The sequence below is a fragment of the bacterium SCSIO 12643 genome, assembly GCA_024398135.1.
Taxonomy (GTDB): domain Bacteria; phylum Bacteroidota; class Bacteroidia; order Flavobacteriales_G; family Salibacteraceae; genus CAJXZP01.
On sequence record CP073750.1, the window covers coordinates 2,214,516 to 2,237,241 of the forward strand.

Sequence of the window (22,726 nt, forward strand, 5' to 3'; positions counted from 1 at the left end):
TTTAAATAAGTATGATTTATGAATTAAAAATCAAATTTAATTCCTTGTGCTAGTGGTAAATCAGTACCATAGTTAATCGTGTTGGTTTGTCTTCTCATGTAAGCTTTCCAAGCATCCGATCCAGACTCACGTCCACCACCGGTTTCTTTTTCACCACCAAATGCACCACCGATTTCAGCACCTGAAGTTCCAATGTTTACGTTAGCAATACCACAATCAGATCCAGCAGAAGAAAGGAACATTTGCGCTTCTCTCATATTGTTGGTCATAATCGCAGAAGACAATCCTTGATTCACACCATTTTGCATATCCATCGCTTCATTGAAATCACTGTATTTCATTAAGTATAAAATCGGAGCGAAAGTCTCTTCCTGAACAATTTCATAAGTGTTTTGCGCTTCACAAATTGCAGGTTTTACATAACATCCAGACTCATATCCTTCGCCACTTAAAACACCACCTTCACGAACAATCGTACCGCCTTCAGCAACTAATTTGTCCAATGCTTTAGAGTACATATCTACTGCTGCAGTATCAATAAGTGGTCCCATATGATTAGAAGGATCTAATGGATTACCAATTTTAATTTGATCGTAAGCATTGATTACTTTTTCTTTTACGGTATCGTAAATAGAATCATGAATGATTAATCTTCTGGTAGAAGTACAACGTTGTCCTGCCGTTCCAACAGCCCCAAATACAGCACCAATAATAGTCATTTCCAGGTCTGCATCAGGAGTCACAATAATTGCGTTGTTACCACCTAATTCTAAGATAGTCTTACCTAAACGACCACCAACAGTAGCACCAACGATTTTACCCATACGTGTTGAACCTGTTGCAGAAACAAGAGGGACACGTTTATCGGTAGTCATCATTTCACCTACTTTGTAATCACCGGTAATGATGCCTGAAATTCCCTCCGGAACATCATTTTCAGCAGCTACCATATTAAAGATGTTTTGACAAGCTACGGCACACATCGGAGCTTTTTCAGAAGCTTTCCATACTACTGGATCACCACATACCCATGCTAATGCAGCATTCCATGACCACACTGCAACTGGAAAGTTAAATGCCGAAATTACTCCTACAGTTCCTAGAGGGTGATATTGCTCTTGCATCGCGTGCATAGCTCTTTCAGACTTGATGGTTAATCCGTGCAATTGACGAGATAAACCTACTGCGAAATCACAGATGTCAATCATTTCCTGAACTTCTCCCCAACCTTCTTGTAAAGATTTTCCCATTTCGTAAGAAACCAATCTTCCCAGAGGATCTTTAAGTTCTCTTAATTTATTTCCAAATTGGCGAACGAACTCACCTCTTACCGGTGCAGGAACAACTCTCCATTTTTTAAAAGCCTCTTGAGAAGTGGTCATTACTTTCTCGTAATCGTCACTCGTAGTACAAGATACTTTTCCGATTAATTTCCCATCCACAGGAGAATAAGATTCTATAATATCACCATTTCCGAAAAAGTCTTTTCCGGTTGATGTTCCTTCGTTTAGTTCTTTGATTCCAAGTTGTTTTAAAGCATCCTGGATTCCATAATCGTTTGCCATTATATTAATGTTTTTTGAGATTCAAAATTCGCGTCAAAATTAGTTAGATTATGAAATAAAATGAAAGAATTAGTAAATTGTTAAGGTATTACTAATCCTCTTTAGAATTCTTCTAAAAAAAGTAGAATTGGTATTATTGTTAGGTAAAATAAAAAAATGTTCAAAATGAAAAAATTAAGACTTTTAGTAACACTTTCCTTAATGGTTGTTTTAGGGTTTGGAGCAAATGCTCAAGATCTTCCACAACCTAGTCCGGCTGCTTCTTTTACGCAAAAAGTTGGGGTGACGGATATTACAATGAATTACTCTAGACCAAGTGTTCGTGGTAGAGAAATCTGGGGAAGTTTAGTCCCTTATGATAAAGTATGGCGTGCAGGAGCCAATGCATCCACTAAAATTGAGTTTAGTACAGATGTAAAAATCAATGGAACCGATGTTAAAGCTGGAAAATATGCTTTGTATGTAATTCCATCTAAAGAAGAGTGGACATTTATTATTAGTTCTTATGTTGATGGCTGGGGTGTTGATGAATATACTGAGAAAACGGATGTAGTGAGAGTAAAAGCTAAGGTTATGGAAAATTCAATGACTGAAAGTATGCTATTTTCAATGGATCAGATTACAAATAATTCTGCAATGCTTAGTTTGGCCTGGGATAAGGTAAAAGCGGGGTTCAAGATTGAGATTAACACAACAGAGTATGCGCATGTTAATATGACAAAAGCAGTAAAAGAAGCTGATGGAAGTTTTAGAGTTTACAACAGAGCTGCAGCCTGGATATTAGAGAACAAAGGAGAAGAAAAAGAAGCTTTAAGATTGGCAAAAAAATCTGTAGAGCAAGATAAAAGATTCTGGAATTTGACAGTTTTATCTGAGGCATATGCTGCAAATGGAGATATGAAAATGGCTTTAAAAACGGCTAAAGAAGCTTTAGCGATGAGTGAAGAAGCTAAATACGATGGGTACATCGAAAGAAACAAAAAGAACATTGAAGCCTGGGGAAAGAAATAAGCTTCGATAAATAATATTAGAAAGCCTCATTTGACAATCAAATGAGGCTTTTTTGTTGGTACTGATGAAAGTAAATAAGAATTACTTTTATTTTGCTTCTTAAATTAGAGCGTTTTGAAAAATAGAAAACAAAGAATATCGGTTTTTATTTATTTACTCATGGGGTATACGATCATCCAATTTTTTTGGTGGACGTATCTCATTTTTGAGCTAAATGCGGAGATCATTGAACTGGAAAAACTAATTATTAGAGTGGGGAATATAGAGACTGTAGAGTTTATTGCAGCACAGGATAATTTAGATTCGGAGTTTTTTAAAAAGAAAATGATGATCATGGGAGAAGGTGGGGTCTTCCTATTGATTCTGTTGACGGGTTTCTATTTGATCAAAAGATCTCATCAGAAAGAATTAGATCTGGCGAAACAGGAACAAAACTTTATGCTGGCGATAACTCATGAATTAAATTCTCCATTGGCCGCAATTAAGTTAAATATTGAAACTTTAATGCGGAGAAAGTTGGCAGCGGATAAAGTGAATATGGTTTTAGAACGTACGATGCAGGAATCCGAAAGGTTAAATCATTTAATCAATAATATTTTGGCAGCTTCAAGAATGGAGAAAACAGGGTTTGAGTTATACCCGGAACAAACGGATTTGGTAGAAAATGTAAAGCATTTGGTTCACAAATATGAGCATCTCATTCCTCAGAAAATTGAAATCGAATCAGACCCATCCATTCAGGTAGAAATTGATGTTTTAAGTTTTGAATTAATTCTTCAGAATTTATTGGAGAATGCATCGAAATATAGTGAAGATGATACCGTGATCACGGTTTGGTTAAAATCAAAAGAAAATGTGATTTGTATGAAAGTGAAAGATTTGGGTATTGGAATTAGCGATGAAGAAAAACCTAAGATACTTTCAAAATTTTATCGAGTAGGAAACGAGTCTACACGTAAATCAAAAGGTACAGGATTGGGATTGTACTTAGTATCTAATCTGGTAAGTGAAATGAACGGAAGAGTTTTGATTCAAAACAATCAACCTCAGGGAACCATATTCACAATAGAGTTCCCCAAGTCTGATTTAAAAGTTGAGGTTTAGTCTATGACGTTGACCGTTCCGGTCATGTCAATTTTTTGTTGCTGGAAGCCTTCAACGGTAATCTTATAAATGTAAGGTCCATTCATTACACGTTTGCCGTTTTGTGTTCCATCCCATTCGAAATCACTAGATCTTGATGAGAAAACCAATCCTCCCCAGCGATCAAATATCTCAATTCTGAATTCTTTGATCTCATAGCCTTGTTTAAACCCTTCACCATAAACTTTAAAGACATCGTTTAAGTTATCTCCATTTGGGGTAAACGCGTTTGGAACAAAAGCAATAAGCGGAGGAGTAATTCTATGATATGCGGTATCAATACACCCATTAGAATCAGAGGCCACCAATAGAACGTTATATTCTTTACTAAACTGATACTGTTTCAGAGGCTCAAATACGGTTGAAGTTGTATCTCCATCCCCAAAGTCCCATAGATAGGTATGCGCATCCTCAGAAAGGTTTTTGAATCCTACGTTGAACGCATCAAAGAAGAAGTGTTCAAACTCTGCAGATGGATTAGAAATGGTAATATTAATATCATCGGTATCTCTGATTTTACAATCATCGGTAACGGTCACGTCATAGAACTGACCAGTATTGGTTTTAGACCTTAATGTCGGACCTACAGTTCCGTCATTCCATAGATAGGAATAATTTCCGGCACCTCCAGTTACCACAGCTTCAATCACCACTGGCTCTTGTTGACATAAATGGGTGTCCGGAGGTAAAGTGACTATCAAAGGATCGTGAGATCTCACCACATAAGTTAATGTCTGGCTGGTAGAATCATTGTTACAACGATCTACAGCTTGAATGGTAAACGTTACGGTTGAATCAATTTGAGCATAGAAATAATTGTTCGTAGTAGCCCAATTATCCCATGAGACATAAGAATCACCACTCCCACCTTTGACTTGAGTGGCGCCAACGGTTACAATTTCTCCGGGACAGTTAAATGTATCTCCAATGAGTGTGTCAATGTACAATGGAGGATACGTTATCATAATGGCATCTACATTTGCAGTTACAGTATCCAGTCCACATATGTCGGTAACAGATACGGTATAAGTCGATGTATTTCCTGTGGCGACAACGCTTTTCACTGAATCTGTTCCCCCTCCACTCCAGGCATATGTATATGGAGGATATCCTCCACTAGCAAATACTTGCAATACTGCGGTATCCCCAATACATTGGAAGGATTTATTTGGCGCATACAATTGAACTGGATTGTTGATGACATATACTGTAGCACTATCTGTAATTGACCTGACCCCACATGCATCAGTAGCTGTAAAATAATAGGTTGTGGTTACAGAAGGATTGACAAAAGTAGACGTGCCAGATGCTGCGCCACCGCTCCATTGATAATTAAAACTTGGGGTGGCATTTGTGACATGAGCCGTGAGTACCGTACCTCCATCAATACAACTGATCGTATCATCATCAATATTGATGGTAAAAGGAGGATTATCTACGACCAGTTCAAACGTATCCGTTAAATATTGTCCGGAACAGGTTTGTGAGACCGTGACCATAAAATTGGTTGTGGTAAACGGATTGAACCCCCAAAAGGATTGGCTGGTATGCCCGGTATTCCATTGGACCTGCATGTTGGGCATGGAGTTAGTAATGTTGACGTACACCGGTGCTCCGGATGATTCACATGTAATCGTATCCGAGGGGGCATCTATACTAATGACGGGATTCTGTATGACCAGATGGGCAGTGTCAATTATGGTATAAATAGAACAAGCATCCGTAATTGTTACGATGTAAGACGTGCTGACCGTTGGCGTTGGATTAATTGTAATCGTATCTGTGGTGTCTCCAGTATTCCAAATGAAATTAAATGGAGACAGACCTGTGGCATTTGTTGCAAGTTGCGTATTATTTTGTGTACAGTTAATGGTATCAGACCATGCATCAGACAGTAAGGGGAGTGGATCATGGATTACGATCTGTAAAGTGTCTCCGGTTCCGGTACATGTGACTAAATCAGTATCCGTAACAAATACCATAAGTGTTTCAGGACCTTCTACTAAATAGTCATTTGGAACCAGAAAGGTATGTGTAAAAGAAGTTTGACCTGGTTGGAAAATAACACTGTCTGGAAGAAGTGTATAATCAATTCCATTTGTTGCGTTACCCGAAATATCAAAGTGAATGGTATCTGCATTCTGAATATTATCTGCACGAATTACTTCCATATCGATCGAACCGCAACCTTCATAAAGAATAGAATCACCACCCAGGTCGTATGTCGCATTAAATGCAACTTGTACACCAGTTGAGTTAAAACTATTTGCCTCCATCAATACATACGAAGAAAGTGCGCCATCTGATCCATCAGCAATTGCCATTGTAAAATTGTAAGTTTGACATGGTTGAACCACAAACTCCACTTCCATAATGGTTGTATAATGTGCAGTCATTCCCGAAGCAGTGGCAACGTTAGGTACAAAATAAGTCGGATATGAGTTGGTACATGTACTTGGGCTATATCCGGTAGCATTAATTGATGTAATGGTAATTGGAATATTGGTCCCTGGAATAACGGCATAATTTTCTGCGCCATTAGGATATCCTGGAGGGCTATAATAACCTCCTGAAATACCAGGTCCAGATACAAAGAATCCAAATACATCGTTGTAAGAAGAACATGGGAAACTTGGCCATTCCTCAGATGCAAATACGAATCTGAAATGCATGGTATCCAGAGTCGGAACAAAATCAAAAGAAATAACCGCAGCATCATTTACATCATTTGGTGCGGTTCCAAAACCTAAAAGTGTCGGTACAGATGCGGATACATTATATAAGTTATTATTTGTTGTTGATCCAGTTGCTGCTCCCATCCATGGAAATCCAAATGTCGTTCCGTTAAATCCACCCGGATTACCTGGAACTGTAGATGCGTTTGGACAGTTGCTATTACACAATGCGTTAATGGTTCCGGTTGATAATACAACCCCACTATCTAGTCCAATGGTTGAGTTTCCCGTAAAAAATCCCATTTGGCTGGAGTTACCATAGGAAGTAACATTTGAAATGGTCACATTCCCTCCGGCAAAAACATCGTTAATAAGGTAAAAAGGAGTATTATAGGGTGCAGTATTAGAGGTGCTAAATTGAGCCATAAGAGATGGACTTATTAGCGATAATGTTAAAACGGTAATAACAAAGTAAATTTTTTTCATTCCCCTAAAGTTTATACTACATTGAATCCAGAGCCAAAAATTGTGTAATTTGGCTGCCCTGAAAACGCTTTTCAAGGCAATTGGTTGCCTCACAAATGTAATAAAATATATATATGAATAATACACAGAGTTTTATCGCAGAGAATAAGACGAAATTCTTAGATGAGTTGTTTGATCTGTTGCGTATCCCTTCAATAAGCGCAAACCCTGATCATAAGGAAGATATGTTAAAAACAGCAGAGGTTGTGAAGCAATCTTTATTGGATGCTGGGGTAGATGTTGCCGAAATATGTGAAACCCCAGGAAACCCAGTGGTTTATGGTGAGAAAATCATTGATCCGAGTTTGCCAACTGTGGTCGTTTATGGACACTATGATGTGCAGCCTGCCGATCCATTAGATTTGTGGGATTCTCCGGCATTTGAACCTGTGGTGAAGAAGACGGAAATTCATCCTGAGGGAGCTATTTTTGCGAGAGGAGCCTGTGATGACAAAGGTCAAATGTTTATGCATGTAAAAGCATTTGAGGCTATGAATAAATCAAATGAACTTCCATGTAATGTGAAGTTTATGATTGAAGGAGAGGAAGAAGTAGGTTCCACCAGTTTAGGAGGCTGGGTAAAAGCGAATCGTGAAAAACTAGCTGGCGATGTGATTTTGATTTCTGATACGGGAATGTTGGGAAATGATATGCCTTCAATTACCACTGGATTAAGAGGTTTAAGTTACGTTGAGGTTGAAGTGACCGGACCAAACAGAGATTTGCATTCCGGATTGTATGGAGGAGCTGTAGCCAATCCAATTAATGTCTTGAATAGAATGATTGCATCATTGCAAGATGAGAATAAGCATATTACCATTCCTGGTTTCTACGATAAAGTGGTGGAGTTAAGTGATGAAGAACGTGCGGATATGGCCAAAGCACCATTCAATGTGGAAGATTATAAAGCGGCATTGGATTTGGGAGATATCGAAGGAGAAGCAGGCTACTCTACGATGGAAAGAGCTTCAATTCGTCCAACACTAGACGTGAATGGAATTTGGGGAGGTTATACCGGAGAAGGTGCAAAAACAGTAATTGCATCAAAAGCATATGCGAAGATTTCTATGCGTTTAGTTCCGGATCAGGATCCTGATGAGATTACAGAGCTATTTAAGACGCACTTTGAAAGTATTGCACCTGAGAGTGTAAAAGTAAACGTAACAGCATTCCATGGGGGACAACCTTATGTGTCTCCAACGGATTCAATCGCATATCAAGCGGCAAGTAAAGCGATGGAAGATGCTTTTGGTAAGAAACCGATTCCTGTACGTTCAGGTGGTTCTATTCCAATTGTATCTTTATTTGAACAAGAGCTTGGAATGAAAACTATTTTGTTTGGTTTTGGTTTGGATTCAGATGCAATTCACTCACCAAATGAGCACTATGGATTATTTAATTTCTACAAAGGAATTGAGACTATTCCACATTTCTACAAGCATTTTACTGAGATGAAGAAATAATTTAGGATGATATTAAAACGAAAAAAGCTCAAGGTTTTCCTTGAGCTTTTTTTATGCCTTCCTGAAAAAGAAAAACAGGATACAAACTTAATTGTATCCTGTTATATCGGAGTCTATATATTTAGGGATATATAGTTCTGTTTAAACTCTTATTAAAGAGCAGTAGTCCATCCGCTTGTCCAATCATCAGAAGATTGTACAGCACCAATGTAGTTAGCAGCGTTGAACCAAGATCCTAAAGAAGATGGGTCAGTGCTTTCAGAACCAGTGTAAGTTCCAACGTATCCATTTAAGAAAGAAGCGTCAGTAACACTGTTTTTAGCATCGTTTTTGAATTTATCACAATCTTTCCAGGCTTTAGTCATGTCAACTGGAGCACTGATAGAAGAAGTTACTAATAATGAACCATCAGCCATGTTATCACCAGTTTGAGTAGAAGGATCTTCGTCAGAAACTCTAACACCATATTTTGTAGCCTCAACAACGATTGCGTTATAGATTTTACCTTTAGTACCAGCTCTTAAACGGAATCCAGTGTTTTTGCCATCGCCATCGTCAGCCATCAATACAGTTACGTTAGAGATAGTTGGGTTAGAGAATGGAGTAGCAGCGTTATCATCACCGTTGTTATCACATTCGAAACCTCTATCACCTTTATCAGTACCCTGGTTTACAACTAAGAATTGAGCGTTTCCAACCCATCCTTGAGTCCAGTCGAAAGAATCATCATGGTTTCCAGTAGAAATACAGTGACGAACGTTTACAGCACCACCGAAGAATTCGAATCCATCATCAGCACCTCTATAAGCTTGTAAGTAAGAAACTTGAGTTTCTGAACCAACAGCGTTGAATGAGAATCCGTTCAATTCGTTATCAGTACCTAAGATACGACCAGCGTATTCAACAACGATATATTTCATAACACCTGAGTTATCCGCATTGTTATCACCACCGTAAGTTCCAGTTCCACCTTCACCTTCAGCAGTTCCACCAGCTACGTTAATTTTTCCGTAACCGTTAACGATAATACCACCCCAGTCGCCAGGAGCAGGAGTAGATTTTACAGTTGTAAAACGAATTGGTTTTGCAGCTGTTCCTTCAGCCATTAATTTACCACCTTGAGCAATAGATAAAAATGCAGTAGCACCATCGTCAGCAGCTTTTACTGTAGTTCCAGCTTCGATAGTTAAAGTTCTTCCAGAGTTTACGAAAACACCACCTGAAAGCATCCAGTTTTCATCAGCAGTTAAAGTATAGTTTTCGTTAAATTTACCTTGGATTTTTTTGTAAGTAACACCGTCAACTACTTCGTCAGTAATAAAGTAAGTTTTTGATGCTGGTTCCGGGTCGCTATCTTTTTTACAAGAAGATAAGCCAGCCAATATTGCTAGAGACAAAAGACCGAATGATTTTGTAATCTTTTTCATTTTTGAAGTTTTAATAATAAAATTCGTTTTGTTTAATTCTTTGCTGCAAATCTGTTCAACTCGTGTTGTTTTGGGCTTAAGTCAGTATTAACGAATAATTAATTAATACAGGGATATGTTAAGTGAATGTTTAGAATTAAAATTTTGGTTTAAATGAAGGGTTATTAATAATACTGTAAATGTGCAGAATAAAGGGTGTAAAACAAAAAAGCCGAAACATTCAATGTTTCGGCTTTTTTGAAATAAATATTAAACTTAGTTGTTAGTGAAGATTTTATATACTAAAGTACCACCTACTGTGATTCCTCTTTTGTAAGAGCTCACGATTGTAGGTGCATTTCCCTGTGTAGATTCTTGCTCAACTTGAATTTCTGGATTTAGTAAATTGCTGGCTGAGATATTGAATTGCCAGTGATCACCAAAATCATTCTTCCAGGTTAAATTCAAAGTGTTGATTGCTCTTTCGTAAGAATCACCAATATTTTGTCTACCTACCGCATATAATCTTCTACTGAAGAAGTTATAAGAAGCTGTGATGGATACTTTGTATTTCTCAGTATATCTTTTTTCGTAAGTTAAATCCGCATTGGCAAGAATTGGTGATGCGCCTTCTAACTGTCTGTTTGGATTGTTAATTGTTACGCTACCACCAGTGGTGTTGTTGGTATCAATTTCAACTTTTGAATAAATGTATGAGAAGTTTGCTCCGAAAGCTAAGTTTCTCAATGGAGATGAATCTGAAACAAAGTTTCTGAACTTTTTGATGAACTCAAATTCAATACCATATGCTTGTGCTGATTTTGCATTTTGGTATGTTAAAAGGATACCAGATGCAGAACCAATAGTAACTTGCTCGATTGGTTTATCGATCATTCTACCAAAAACGGTTACAGAGTATAAATCTCCAGAGTTTGGATAGCGTTCAAATCTTAAGTCCAAGTTGGTGTTACTTGAGTTTTGAAGTAATGGGTTACCTTGTCTTACTTTACCCCCAAAGAACTCACGATACTGGAAAGGAGCCATTTCTTTAAAGTTTGGTCTGGTAATCGTTTGAGAAGCTACGAATCTTACCGAAGATTTCTTATTTGGCGTATACTTTAAAGAGGCCATTGGTAAGATACTTAATGTATCAATTACTTCACTTTCTACGAATTGAGGCTCTAAAGGACTTGATTGATTTCTGTAACGAATTTCCTGGTAACTTTTCTCCACACGAGCACCTGCTAAAGCATACCATCTTTCATTAAAATGGTAATCCAATGAAGCATATCCGGAGTGGATATTTACAGTACCTTCGGTTGCAGACTCTGGTCTTGACTCTTCTCTTTGCCAGAAGAAACCTTGTTCGTGATTCGCATCATTAATATAGTAATCAGGATTGTTCGCATCTACAGATTCAAATCCATTCGCTTGATTGATTCCTTTTAAGTTATGAGAATAGAACTTAAAATCCTGAGTTCTGGTTTTTAATCTTCCCTGGTATCCACCAGAAACAGTCATTTTTGCTTTTCCTGTTGAATCTTCTTGAAGAACGTATTTACCATTAACTGCAAAGTTGATTTCACGCTCATCCAGATACATGTAGTAACGGTGTTGATCCGCAATATTATCTGTGAAGAATTGGTACTCATCTCTTGGAGCCCCTGGATCATGTGTCCAAATTAATTGTCTTCTGTCTGGTTCCTTTGAACCGGTGATTTGGTAAGCTGCATTCCAGTTAATCGTTAATTTCTCATCTTTTAATTTATGAGAACCTAAGATTTGGTTGGTCCATAATTTGTTTTGAACCCAGGTGTATCTTCTTGTGAAGATATCTCCAAGGTTGTCGTAATCCCAGTGATAACCATCAGTTTCTCTAACAACATCTCTAGATAAGTTCACAAACATGGTGTTGAACTTAATGTTGTTGTTACTGTTGAAACGATAGTACAAAGATCCTAATGATGACATGCTTGTAGATTGGATACTTGCATCATAGGTATAGTCAATGATTCTTGCATCTTGTGCATTTACCACACGGTGAATACCGCTTACGTTGTTGTTTTTGTTTTCAAAGCTTGTTAAAACTAAGAAACCAAGACCTTTACTATTGTCATCATTCCCATAGAAGTTACCTAAGTTAAATCCGAATTTAGAATTGATAGGAGCATTGATAAATGATGGGTTGAAGTTCTTTTTGAATGGAATTCCAGGATAAGATGGGTTTTTACCCGCATCGTTACTGTTGTATAATTCCTTTGGAGGATTGTCCAGTTTGTTCCATTGTGGATTCAACTCAGAAGGAACTGCACGTGTACCATCATCAAATCCGAAATAATCTAATTTACCACCATCATAAGTCATAAATGTTTTTCCGGTAGTTTGTGTGTTCATCCCAAGACCACCATATACGTTGAAAGTTTTATCCTCAGGATAATCTTTAGTGTTGATGTTAATAGATGCTCCGGAAACGTCACCAAATTGATTTGGAGTAAACGTTTTTGCCACAGTTAAACTCTGAACAACAGATGTAGGGATGATATCCAAAGGAATCACCTTTTTATCCGGATCAGGACTTGGTAATGGAATGCCATTTAAGTATGCATTGTTATAACGGTCTCCCAATCCACGAACCAAAATACTTCCGGCTCCTACCTGTGATACACCCGACATTTTTGCTAAACCTTCCTGAACATCACCAGCACCTTTTTTAGATAACTCTTGTGCGCCAATTTTTTCTTCTAAAGCTTCCGCATCTTGCCTTTCCATCATCAAAGCACTTTCTGACTCACGGTTTGCTTTAGCAATTACCTGAACCGATTTTAAAGAGAAAGATTTTTGTTGAATCTGAAAGTTTAATTCATAAGTCCCACCTTCAGCAACAGTAACTTCAGTGGTGTCTGTTTCGTATCCGGTGAAACTAACCGTCACGCGATGTGTTCCTACAGGAGCATTGATTTGAAATTTACCATCAAAGTCTGTAGTCCCCCCACTCGTTGTGCCTAATAAAAACACATTGGCGAATGGTACGGGCTCCTGTTTACCGTCAATAGATTCAGTAACTAGCCCTTTAATTGTTCCCGTCTGCGCCCAGGCGCTAAACGTAAAAATAATCCCTAATAGAAATAATCCGATATTTTTCATTTCTGTATATATTATACGTACGATAATGTGGCGCAAAAGAACTTCTATAATGATACTTTGCGCTTAATTCAATCTTAAGGTTGAGTTAACTAATTCGGCTTTATGTTAAGCTAGTATTAAGTTTGTGAAACCGTTTTGTGGTGAATTATTTTCTTACTTGGTGTTCCTAGTGATTAGTCTAATTTTGACTTTACAATTTTTACATAAGATTTACGAAGATGAATAAGATACTTTTAGTAGATGATGACCCGGATATTTTAGAATTTATAGAGTATAATCTTGAAAAAGAGGGTTTTGATGTTTCTACTGCCGCTGATGGAATTGAGGCTTTAAAGAAAGCTGAAGAGATTGTGCCGGATCTGATTCTTTTAGATATGATGATGCCGGAAATGGATGGCGTGGAGACCTGTACTAAATTGCGTGAAATAGATTCAGTTAAAAATACACGTATTGCTTTCTTAACTGCGAGAGGGGAAGATTACTCTCAAATCGCTGGTTTTGATGCGGGTGGAGATGATTACATCTTAAAGCCTGTAAAGCCAAGAGTTTTGGTGAGTCGTATTAAGGCTTTGTTAAGAAGATCAAGTGATGTAGATAACAATGCACAGGAAAACGAAGGGTTAAAAATCGATAGAGAACGTTATGAAGTTACACGTGATGGAGAAAGAATCTCTTTACCACGTAAAGAATTCGAATTATTAGCCTTGCTGATGTCTAAATCTGGTAAGGTATTTACACGTGAAGTAATCTTGTCGACCGTTTGGGGAGAAGAAGTTGTTGTTGGAGATAGAACCATTGATGTTCATATCCGTAAGTTAAGAGAAAAATTGGGTAGTGATTATATTAAAACGGTAAAAGGAGTAGGCTATAAATTTAGTGCCTAGCCCAATTTATCGTTATATTGCCTACCTTAATGTGATCTATGAAAGAAGAATCACCGCACGATATTGCGCGTAAGATTTCAGTATACATATATGTAGTTCTTACGTTAACCTTGCTACCATTGGTATTGTATTATACGCATGGGTGGAAGCCTATTGTTGTATTTACAGCAGTAATGGGAGTTGTTTTTTATGCAATATGGCGTTTGATCAAATACAATATTGAGTTCTTTGTTTATAGAAGAATTAAATTGATCTATAAAACGATTTCCAAATTGAAAACCAATAAATATCCGCAGGAAGCGATGGATTATGAAACGGATATTATTGGAGATGTAAACAAAGATGTTTTACAATGGGAGAAGGAAAGTAAGAATGAAATTCGTCAGCTAAAAGAACAGGCCAAATACAGAAAGGAATTTATTGGGAATCTGGCGCATGAGTTAAGAACTCCGGCATTTAATATGCAAGGATATTTGTTGACCTTGATAGAGGGTGGACTGGAAGACCCAAAGATCAATACCAAATATTTAGCGCGCGCAGATAAGAATCTGGATCGTTTAATTTATTTGATTAACGATTTGGATAAGATTACGCGTTTGGAAGCAGGCGAAGATCCTTTGGAAATGGAGGAGTTTGATTTGGTGGATTTGGCCAATGAGCTGGTAGATTATCAAGAGGACCGTGCATCAGAAAAAGAAATTGAAATCACTGTAGCCAATTCCGATAAGCCATTGAAAGTAATGGCCGATAAGGAGAAAATTTCCCAGGTGTTTACCAACCTGATCGTAAATGCCATCAGATATGGGAAAGACAAAGGGTGGATCAAGATTCGTTTCTATGATATGGCCGATAATATTCTGGTGGAGATTGAGGATAATGGGATTGGTATTGCGGAAGAAAATATCCCAAGGCTTTTCGAACGTTTTTATAGAGTAGACAAATCCAGAGCGCGACACTCAGGTGGTACAGGATTAGGGTTGGCTATTGTAAGACATATTATAGATGCACATCAGCAAACTATTAATGTACGAAGCGCCATTGGAGAAGGCTCGGTGTTTTCATTTACACTTGCAAAAGCTTAGAATAGGATTCTCATATGGACGTCATTAAATGGGCTTAACAATGCTCTAAATATTCCGAAAGACCTATATTTGCAGCCCATGGCAGCTTTAGGAAAGGATTTAGAAGTAGCAAAGGAATTTTTAATTAACGATGGGTTAGTTGCAATTCCAACTGAGACGGTTTATGGTTTAGCCGCAAATGCATTAAAAGAAGAAAGTGTAATCAAAATTTTCGAAGCAAAAGAGCGACCATCTTTTGATCCGTTGATCGTTCATGTGCCAAGCTTATCCGCTGCAGATGAATTGGTTGAAGAAATCCCTGAATCTGCAAAAAAATTAGCAAAAGCTTTCTGGCCGGGTCCATTGACTTTGGTTTTAAAGAAAAGTGAGAAAGTACCGTTAGCCGTAACTTCTGGGATGGATACTGTTGGAATCCGTGTTCCAAAACATCCATTGGCTTTAGAGTTATTAAAATCATTAGATTTCCCATTGGCGGCACCAAGTGCCAATCCGTTTGGATATACCAGTCCAACCATCGCATTTCATGTAAATACACAGTTAGGACATAAGGTAGATTACATTCTGGATGGTGGACCATGTTCCGTGGGGATTGAGTCTACGATTGTGAGTTGTATTGATGATCGTGTAGAGGTTTTAAGATTGGGTGGTTTGACTTTAGAAGAGATTGAAAAAACATTGGGAAAACCAGTGGATGAAATCAGAATTTCAAGTGATAAGCCAAATGCTCCGGGGATGTTGTCCAGTCACTATAATCCAGGTAAAAAGATCATTATAGGAAATATTGATCATAATTTAAGAAAGTTTCCACGTGCCAGAGTTGGTGTGTTGTCTTACAAAAGAACTTTCAAGAATTTAAACATTACAAAGCAGGTTGCGCTTTCTCCAAAGGGAGATATTAAAGAAGCGGCAAAAAACCTATTTGGAGCACTTCGCAAATTGGATTCTCGTGCAGTAGAGTTTATTCTTACAGAAAAAGTTCCGGATGAAGGTCTTGGGAAGGCGATTAACGATAGATTGTTACGCGCTTCCCATAATAAAGAAGATTAGTCTTATTGTAACTTCGGATTGTTTTTATGACGATCCTTATCTCTTTCGGTCTTTAGTTTCATTTTATTCTGGAAAGCTGTTTCCAAATCAACACCTGTTTGATTGGCCAGACAAATCGCCACAAAAATTACGTCAGCAAGTTCTTCTCCCAGGTCTTTTTGTTTGTCAGATTCTTTTTCACTTTGTTCTCCATATCTACGCGCAATGATTCTCGCCACCTCGCCAACCTCTTCGGTTAGTTGTGCCATATTGGTTAATTCGTTAAAGTATCTAACCCCCACGGTTTTTATCCATTCATCTACTTGCTCCTGTAGTTCTTTCATTCCTGCCATTATTCTTTGTTTTTGGTATCGATAATGATGGTAACCGGTCCATCATTGGTCATAGAAATTTGCATGTCGCCTCCAAACTCACCTGATTGAATTGGTTGATCCAGAAGATTAAATAATTCATCGATAAAATCTTCGTAAAGTTTATTGGCATGTTCTGGACGCCCCGCTTTGATGTAAGAAGGACGGTTGCCTTTTTTTGTTTTTGCGTGAAGTGTAAATTGACTGATCACTAAAATGTTTCCTTTTACATCTCTAATGTTGAGGTTCATTTTACCATCTTCATCACTAAACAATCGAAGTTTATAGATTTTAGAAGCGAGCCATTTCACATCCTCAATGGTATCTGCGTCTTCAACACCCAGAAGGACAACATATCCTTGTTGTATAGCTCCAATCTTTTTGCCTTTGATGGATACCTTGGCTTCAGTGACTCTTTGGATAACGCTTCGCACAGATGAATTTTTAGAAAGTCAAAAGTATGTTATACAGATGGGTTTCCTAAAAGAACACGATATGTTTGACGTGTTTTTTGTTCCATAAATACGATTCGATCATTTTTAAGTTGATCGATGATCTCCTCGTTGTAATGTCTAATGGTAATAAGTTCTACATCGCTATTGTATTTGACCTCATAAGATTGTTGTAAATCTTTGATCAATTCTAACAAACGCCATTCTTTATTATGAACTGCGGCCGTAAAATAAACTGCTGAGTTTTGCATGATATCGATCTTCACTTTATGACGTGCAAAACATTCGAAAATATGGCTTAAGTGCTCTTCTACAATAAATGAAAAATCTCGTGTGGCGATGGTAATTAACCATTGACCATTTTGCGTGATGTAAGAAGGAATCTCTGTATTGGTTACTGCATTTTGACTAATCAAGGTTCCAGTAGCATCAGGGTCTACGAACGATTTTACATACATGCGGATGTTTTTTCGTTGTAGAGGTTGGATGGTTCTGGGATGGATGACAGAAGCTCCATAGTAAGCCAATTCAATTGCTTCGTGGAATGAAACTTCATCCAGTTTTACGGCATCCTGGAATTTTCTTGGATCAGCGTTTAACACTCCAGGAACATCCTTCCAAATAAACATTTCATCGGCATCCAAACAATAAGCTAAAATGGCTGCAGAATAATCTGAACCTTCTCTTCCTAGTGTAGTGGTTCTACTTTGGTTATCGGAAGCGATAAAACCTTGAGTAACTACGATACTTGTTTCAGATACATTTGGAGCCAATTGTGTATTGACCAAACGCTCCGTTTGTTCCCAGTTAATACGACCCTCTTTAAAATTGCTATCTGTTTTGATGATTGTACGTGCATCTACCCAAATCGAGTTGAGACCGCTACATTTAAGGTGATTGTCAATGATTAATGTACTGGTAAGCTCTCCAATCGAAACCAATTTGTCATAGAGTTCATCCGAGTTACCTTCAAATGCTTCCGTCTGATAAGGTATAATTTCTTCAAAAAGATTGGATACGTGTTTTTTTAACCATGGACGATCTAATTGAAATAATTCATCAATAATTATATCATGGAAATCCTTAAATTTTTGAATATGCTGATCTAATTCACCATCATTTTCAATAATAGATCTATGGATAGCTTCCAGTGCATTGGTAGATTTACCCATGGCAGAAATAACAACAACCAATGGTTCTCCAATAAATTTGTTAAGAATGGTGGTGACATTACGAATTGCGTCTGCATCCTTTACCGAAGCCCCACCAAATTTAAAAACGCGCATATTCAATAATTTAGTGCAATAATAACATTCTAAGTCTGACTTAAAAATCGATTAAAGGATTCTCTAAAATGCGGATTAACATTTTTTAAATTTCACCAAAATTTAGGGTTTAGAACATTTTGACGATTTTTGTGTTTTAAAATTAGAATTATGATTAAAGAATCATCGAATCCGATATTAAATACGAAGGCATTTGATAAAGCGTCTTCTACTATTCATAGTACAGAGGTAATGACCGTAAACGGAACGGTTCAGAAAACGTTTGTGTTAACGATTTTGGTTTTAGCCAGTGCCATGTGGTCATGGATGAATCCGGGAAGTTTATGGGTAATGATTGGTGCTATTGGCGGTTTAATTGCGGCTTTAGTAACAGCTTTTAAGCCAATGGCTGCACCCATATCCGCTCCTATTTATGCCGTATTGGAAGGATTGTTTTTAGGAGGGATTTCTTATTTATATGCAGGTGGTGAAGGTTTTGGAGGGATTGTGATGCAAGCGATTACGTTAACCATTGGAGTATTGTTCCTAATGCTATTTTTATACTCTTCCGGAATTATCAAAGTGACAGAAAAATTGAAAATGGGAATTGTAGCGGCAACGGGCGCAATTTTCTTAATGTATTTGATCAATTTTATCATGAGTTTTTTCGGAGCTGCGTTTTTCACGATGCAGGATACCTCAATGACCGCAATCGGAATTAATTTACTTATTGTTGGTGTAGCAGCATTTAATCTACTGATAGATTTCGATTTTATTGAAAAAGCTGCAGCTGCAAGAGCGCCAAAAGCCATGGAATGGTATGGTGCTTTTGGATTGATGGTAACATTGGTATGGCTTTATATTGAGCTTTTAAGATTGTTATCACGTTTACGCGATTAATCCGATGAGATTGAATAAAATTATTGCAGGCATTTCAATGTCTCTGGTTTTGTTTTCTTGTCAAAGCGAGGAGCAAAAAACAACCGTAAGAAAAGAAGGAACATTAGATTTTAACCGGGAATGGGTACGTTTAGATTCTATTAAAATGGGAATGTCTAAAAAGGTATGGCGTTCTGATGCTGTTGAGAAAAAGCAAAGCAAGAGTCCGAATTGGGCCGTAGAGCTTAAACCTTTTGTAGATGCGGATTTCAATAGACCAGGAGTCGTAGAGAAATATTCCAGGACCATTTTGGAGAGTCCACTTTCAGGATGGAAGGATGTTGTTTGGGTAGCGAACGATCCTAAACAAACTACACGTTGGGCAGTGTATCGTTATAAAGATGATGTGTGCATTGGCGCTTCTATTCTTGTAGATAAGGAATCCGATGCTTATCGAATGAGTGAGCAGTTAACTTATATGCCTCAATATGGATATGTCATAGAAAATGAGCAGGATTTAAATTACATGGATAATGAACAGTTCTTTTTGGAGTCAGAATTTGACGGAAAGAACCAGCCATGGAGGATGTTTTTTAATATAGGGACGCAATCAGTTCCAGTAAATTTTGATTTAAGAACGACTTCTAGTTCATTAGAATTGCTGTTTTATCAGGGTAAGGAAACTATTGCAGTGAAGGCCATTCCAACGGATAGTGGATATTATGCGGAAATGCCAATATTCCAGTCGTATTTGAGGTTTGAGAAAGAAGAAAATGTGATTAAAGGAACTTTTCACAATTTAGATAAAGGTTTAGATTATATCATTCCATTTGAAGCTTCTAAACTTTCGGTAAGTCATCGATTGAATTACGACCCCACAGAGGATTATGCTAATCTTGGAGGTAAATGGGAAGTACATTTCGGAGAAGGTGAAGACGCATATGCGGCTATAGGATTATTTGATCGTTTAGGAAATGATTTGATTGGAACATTTGCGACAGAGACCGGTGATTATCGTTTCTTGCAAGGTAAGATCGTAGGAGATAGTTTTTCATTAAGTACGTTTGATGGTTCTCATTTATTCTTATTTATGGGTAAGATGAATGGAGATGAAATTACGAATGGACATTTCTATTCAGGAACACATTATACGAATACCTGGACTGCAAAAAAGAATGATCAATTTGAATTGACGGATCCAAATTCGATGACATCTTTAAAAGGAGATGAGAATAAAATCAATTTCACATTTCCGGATTTAAATAATAATCCGACTTCTTTGTCAGATGAGCGCTATCAAAACAAAGTGGTAATTATCCAAATTTTAGGTTCATGGTGTCCGAATTGTATGGATGAGACCAGATATTTTGTGGAATTGTATGACAAGTACCATGATCAGGGATTGGAAATTATTGGATTGTCGTTTGAGCGTAGTAATGAATTTAAAGAAGCAAAGAAAAGTCTATCGAAAGCAATATCTGGTTTAAATGTACCGTATAAAATGTTGATTGCAGGAACGCCTCGAGAATCTGGTAAAGCATTACCAATGTTGACAGAGATCTTATCATATCCAACATCTATTGTTTTGGATAGAAATGGTAATGTGGTGAAAATTCATACAGGCTTTTATGGCCCTGGAACTGGCGAATATTATGAGAAATATACGCAGGAAACAGAGACGTTGTTAGAAAAGTTATTGACTTCTAAATAGTTGTACTTTCTTACTGAAGAATGTCTGGATTTTGTAATTCTTCGGAGTACAAAGTAGGTCTTAATGTTATTCTTGCATAATATTAAGAGTCAATCATTTGCAATAAAAGCCCCAAAACGGAATAAAACTTTTTTGTCCCCTGCATTTTTTGCACCTTTGCATATTAGTACGAGAATTACTGCTGATATATTAGTAGGGCTGGAAAAAGAGAATTAGAACATGATTGATACTGCAAATACATCTCCGCATTCGTTTCACATTCCTGTAATGGGTATCGCGTTTACGATAGACACTCCCATTAAGGTGGCGCATTATGGAATTTCATCTGTGATGTCCTTGGTAGATGATGAGTTGATCGAGCAAATGAGAGAGCATCATTCCAAGGAGAATGATTTGCAATATGAACCGATCTCGAAAAAGGAAGAGGATTTTCGTGCCAAAAGAATCACAGCATATTTAGACCTGGTAGATTATTTGGTGAAATCAAATTTTAAAAGAGTTCAATCTACGGAGTTTGAAGAAGGCAGTGAAATTACCAAGTACTTTGAAATGCTTTCTGAAAAGGAGCCTTTGAGAATTGCGTATGAAAAGATGTTGGCTTTACCGGAGGGAGAAGCAAAAACATTGATGCAGAAAGGTTTAAGGGAGAGTATGCGTCCGGGAAGTATTGATGTAAACATCATGACAAAACTGGATCGTGTGACTTATGCGAAGAAAGATGCGTTGCCAATTGAGTTTAATGAGGCGCATTCAGCTTTAAGAGGATATGCCAATAGTAACTTAGATTCTTCAATCATCTTTTCTGCAGGAATGAATCCAAGATTGTATTCATACATTTCACAATTTGATGATTTTTATCCAAATGAAAATGGATACATCAAGAAAAGAATTGTATTAAAAGTGAGTGATTACCGCTCATCTTTGATTCAGGGGAAATTTTTAGCGAAGAAAGGATTGTGGGTTTCTGAATATAGAATTGAATCCGGATTGAATTGTGGTGGACACGCGTTTGCTTCTGACGGGTTCCTGATGGGACCAATTTTGGATCAGTTTAGAGTGAGTAGATCTGCGTTAATTGAATCAGTACATGCTATATTGATTGATTATTTATCAAAAAACAATAAGAACGTACCAGCGGCACCATTACCAATGAAGGTAACAGCTCAGGGTGGAGTAGGAACATCTGAAGAACATGATTTTCTGATTGATCATTATGGGATGGATAGTGTAGGTTGGGGAACACCGTTTTTATTGGTTCCTGAAGCGGTAACTTTAGATGAGCCAACCAGACAGCAATTGGTTAAGGCTAAAGAAGAAGATTTATATTTAAGTAATATTTCTCCATTAGGGATACCTTTCAATTCTTTAAGAGGAAATACCAAGGATGTAGAGAAGCAAGAAAAAATTGACCAGGGAAGACCAGGATCATCTTGCCCTCTAAACTATTTGGTGTCTAGTAAAGAGTTTACTGAAAGAGCAATTTGTACAGCTTCACGTCAGTATCAAAGACATAAGCTAAAAGCTTTGGAAGCATTGAATTTGGCTAAAGAAGAATACAAAAAACAGTTTGATAAAATCACCGACAAATCTTGTATTTGTGTTGGGTTAGGTACATCTGCGGTTAAGGTAAACAATCTGGAAAATAAGGTGCGTGGTGAAGGAATCTCTGTGTGTCCCGGACCAAATATGGCATACTTTGATGAGGTGATTTCATTAAAGAAAATGGCGAACCATATCTATGGTAAGATTAACATCTTGAGCGATGCGTATCGTCCAAATATGTTTGTGAAAGAAATTGGTTTGTATATTGATTATCTGGAAAACAAAATCAAGGATGTTTCGGGACCAATGGATAAACAAATGAAGTATTTCAATACATTCCAGTCTAATATGGAAGAAGGATTGGCGTACTATAAAGACTTGTTTACGAACGTGATGAAAAACTCTGAGTCAATGAAGCAAAAGATTAGTGCTGAAATTGATGAAATGGAAGCGAAGTTGTCATTGTTAAAGGCAGAGTTGGCATTAGTAGTGGCATAAAAACAAAAGAATTAATTCGGAAAGCGTATCAGTTATGATACGCTTTTTTTATTGCGTTATGTTTTGGTGTTAAATATTTGTGAA

The 22,726-nt window shown here is 37.4% G+C and carries 16 protein-coding genes; 9 read left to right on the plus strand and 7 right to left on the minus strand.

The genetic code is table 11. The features are described 5' to 3' along the window. Positions 1 to 23: 23 nt before the first annotated feature. The gene (locus tag KFE94_09385; GenBank protein ID UTW68250.1) at positions 24 to 1,574 is read right to left on the minus strand and encodes an aldehyde dehydrogenase family protein; all 1,551 of its coding nucleotides are present in this window, start codon (positions 1,572 to 1,574) and stop codon (positions 24 to 26) included. 156 nt (positions 1,575 to 1,730) lie between these two features. On the opposite strand from KFE94_09385, the gene KFE94_09390 reads away from it, so the two are divergent. After that, a complete protein-coding gene (locus tag KFE94_09390) occupies positions 1,731 to 2,576 on the plus strand; it encodes a DUF2911 domain-containing protein (GenBank protein ID UTW64896.1) in 846 nt (281 codons plus the stop codon). Positions 2,577 to 2,690: 114 nt separating this feature from the next. Continuing rightward, positions 2,691 to 3,680, plus strand: a complete 990-nt coding sequence (locus KFE94_09395) for a HAMP domain-containing histidine kinase (GenBank protein UTW64897.1) — start codon at positions 2,691 to 2,693, stop codon at positions 3,678 to 3,680. On the opposite strand, the gene KFE94_09400 is transcribed toward KFE94_09395, so the two are convergent. Continuing rightward, on the minus strand, positions 3,677 to 6,880 hold the full coding sequence (locus KFE94_09400; GenBank protein ID UTW64898.1) for a choice-of-anchor L domain-containing protein: 3,204 nt from the start codon (positions 6,878 to 6,880) through the stop codon (positions 3,677 to 3,679). The two genes, KFE94_09395 and KFE94_09400, sit on opposite strands and share 4 nt — an antisense overlap. Before the next feature lie 113 nt (positions 6,881 to 6,993). On the opposite strand from KFE94_09400, the gene KFE94_09405 reads away from it, so the two are divergent. Further along, positions 6,994 to 8,382: a dipeptidase gene (locus KFE94_09405; protein ID UTW64899.1), complete on the plus strand. Its 1,389-nt coding sequence runs from the start codon at positions 6,994 to 6,996 to the stop codon at positions 8,380 to 8,382. 152 nt (positions 8,383 to 8,534) lie between these two features. Here the strand turns inward: KFE94_09405 and KFE94_09410 are convergent, their stop codons facing one another. Continuing rightward, a complete protein-coding gene (locus KFE94_09410; GenBank protein ID UTW64900.1) occupies positions 8,535 to 9,809 on the minus strand; it encodes a hypothetical protein in 1,275 nt (424 codons plus the stop codon). Between the two features lie 255 nt (positions 9,810 to 10,064). Next, positions 10,065 to 12,932, minus strand: a complete 2,868-nt coding sequence (locus tag KFE94_09415; protein UTW64901.1) for a carboxypeptidase-like regulatory domain-containing protein — start codon at positions 12,930 to 12,932, stop codon at positions 10,065 to 10,067. Positions 12,933 to 13,150: 218 nt separating this feature from the next. Between KFE94_09415 and KFE94_09420 the strand changes: the two genes are divergently transcribed. From KFE94_09420 to KFE94_09430, 3 genes are all read left to right on the plus strand, one after another. Beyond that, positions 13,151 to 13,816, plus strand: a complete 666-nt coding sequence (locus KFE94_09420) for a response regulator transcription factor (GenBank protein ID UTW64902.1) — start codon at positions 13,151 to 13,153, stop codon at positions 13,814 to 13,816. A 38-nt stretch (positions 13,817 to 13,854) separates the two neighbouring features. After that, a complete protein-coding gene (locus KFE94_09425; protein UTW64903.1) occupies positions 13,855 to 14,898 on the plus strand; it encodes a sensor histidine kinase in 1,044 nt (347 codons plus the stop codon). 78 nt (positions 14,899 to 14,976) lie between these two features. Next, complete coding sequence (locus tag KFE94_09430; GenBank protein ID UTW64904.1) at positions 14,977 to 15,945, plus strand: threonylcarbamoyl-AMP synthase; 969 nt, start codon at positions 14,977 to 14,979, stop codon at positions 15,943 to 15,945. 2 nt (positions 15,946 to 15,947) lie between these two features. Here the strand turns inward: KFE94_09430 and KFE94_09435 are convergent, their stop codons facing one another. The 3 genes from KFE94_09435 to KFE94_09445 are packed head-to-tail and all read right to left on the minus strand — an operon-like array spanning position 15,948 to position 18,033. Then, positions 15,948 to 16,277 carry a nucleotide pyrophosphohydrolase gene (locus KFE94_09435; protein UTW64905.1) on the minus strand — a complete coding sequence of 110 codons (330 nt, stop codon included), beginning with the start codon at positions 16,275 to 16,277 and terminating at the stop codon, positions 15,948 to 15,950. Next, positions 16,277 to 16,729 (minus strand): D-tyrosyl-tRNA(Tyr) deacylase, encoded by a 453-nt coding sequence (gene dtd / locus KFE94_09440; protein UTW64906.1) that lies wholly within the window; start codon positions 16,727 to 16,729, stop codon positions 16,277 to 16,279. The genes KFE94_09435 and dtd overlap by 1 nt, the downstream gene beginning before the upstream one ends. Positions 16,730 to 16,758: 29 nt before the next feature. After that, positions 16,759 to 18,033, minus strand: coding sequence for an aspartate kinase (locus KFE94_09445; protein UTW64907.1), 1,275 nt, complete (start codon positions 18,031 to 18,033; stop codon positions 16,759 to 16,761). Positions 18,034 to 18,183: 150 nt separating this feature from the next. Between KFE94_09445 and KFE94_09450 the strand changes: the two genes are divergently transcribed. The 3 genes from KFE94_09450 to KFE94_09460 all read left to right on the plus strand — a co-directional run bounded on the left by KFE94_09450 (position 18,184) and on the right by KFE94_09460 (position 22,642). Then, on the plus strand, positions 18,184 to 18,912 hold the full coding sequence (locus tag KFE94_09450; protein ID UTW64908.1) for a Bax inhibitor-1/YccA family protein: 729 nt from the start codon (positions 18,184 to 18,186) through the stop codon (positions 18,910 to 18,912). 10 nt (positions 18,913 to 18,922) lie between these two features. Continuing rightward, positions 18,923 to 20,602 (plus strand): TlpA family protein disulfide reductase, encoded by a 1,680-nt coding sequence (locus tag KFE94_09455; GenBank protein UTW64909.1) that lies wholly within the window; start codon positions 18,923 to 18,925, stop codon positions 20,600 to 20,602. A gap of 219 nt (positions 20,603 to 20,821) precedes the next feature. Next, on the plus strand, positions 20,822 to 22,642 hold the full coding sequence (locus tag KFE94_09460) for a hypothetical protein (protein ID UTW64910.1): 1,821 nt from the start codon (positions 20,822 to 20,824) through the stop codon (positions 22,640 to 22,642). The last annotated feature ends 84 nt before the right edge of the window (positions 22,643 to 22,726 follow it).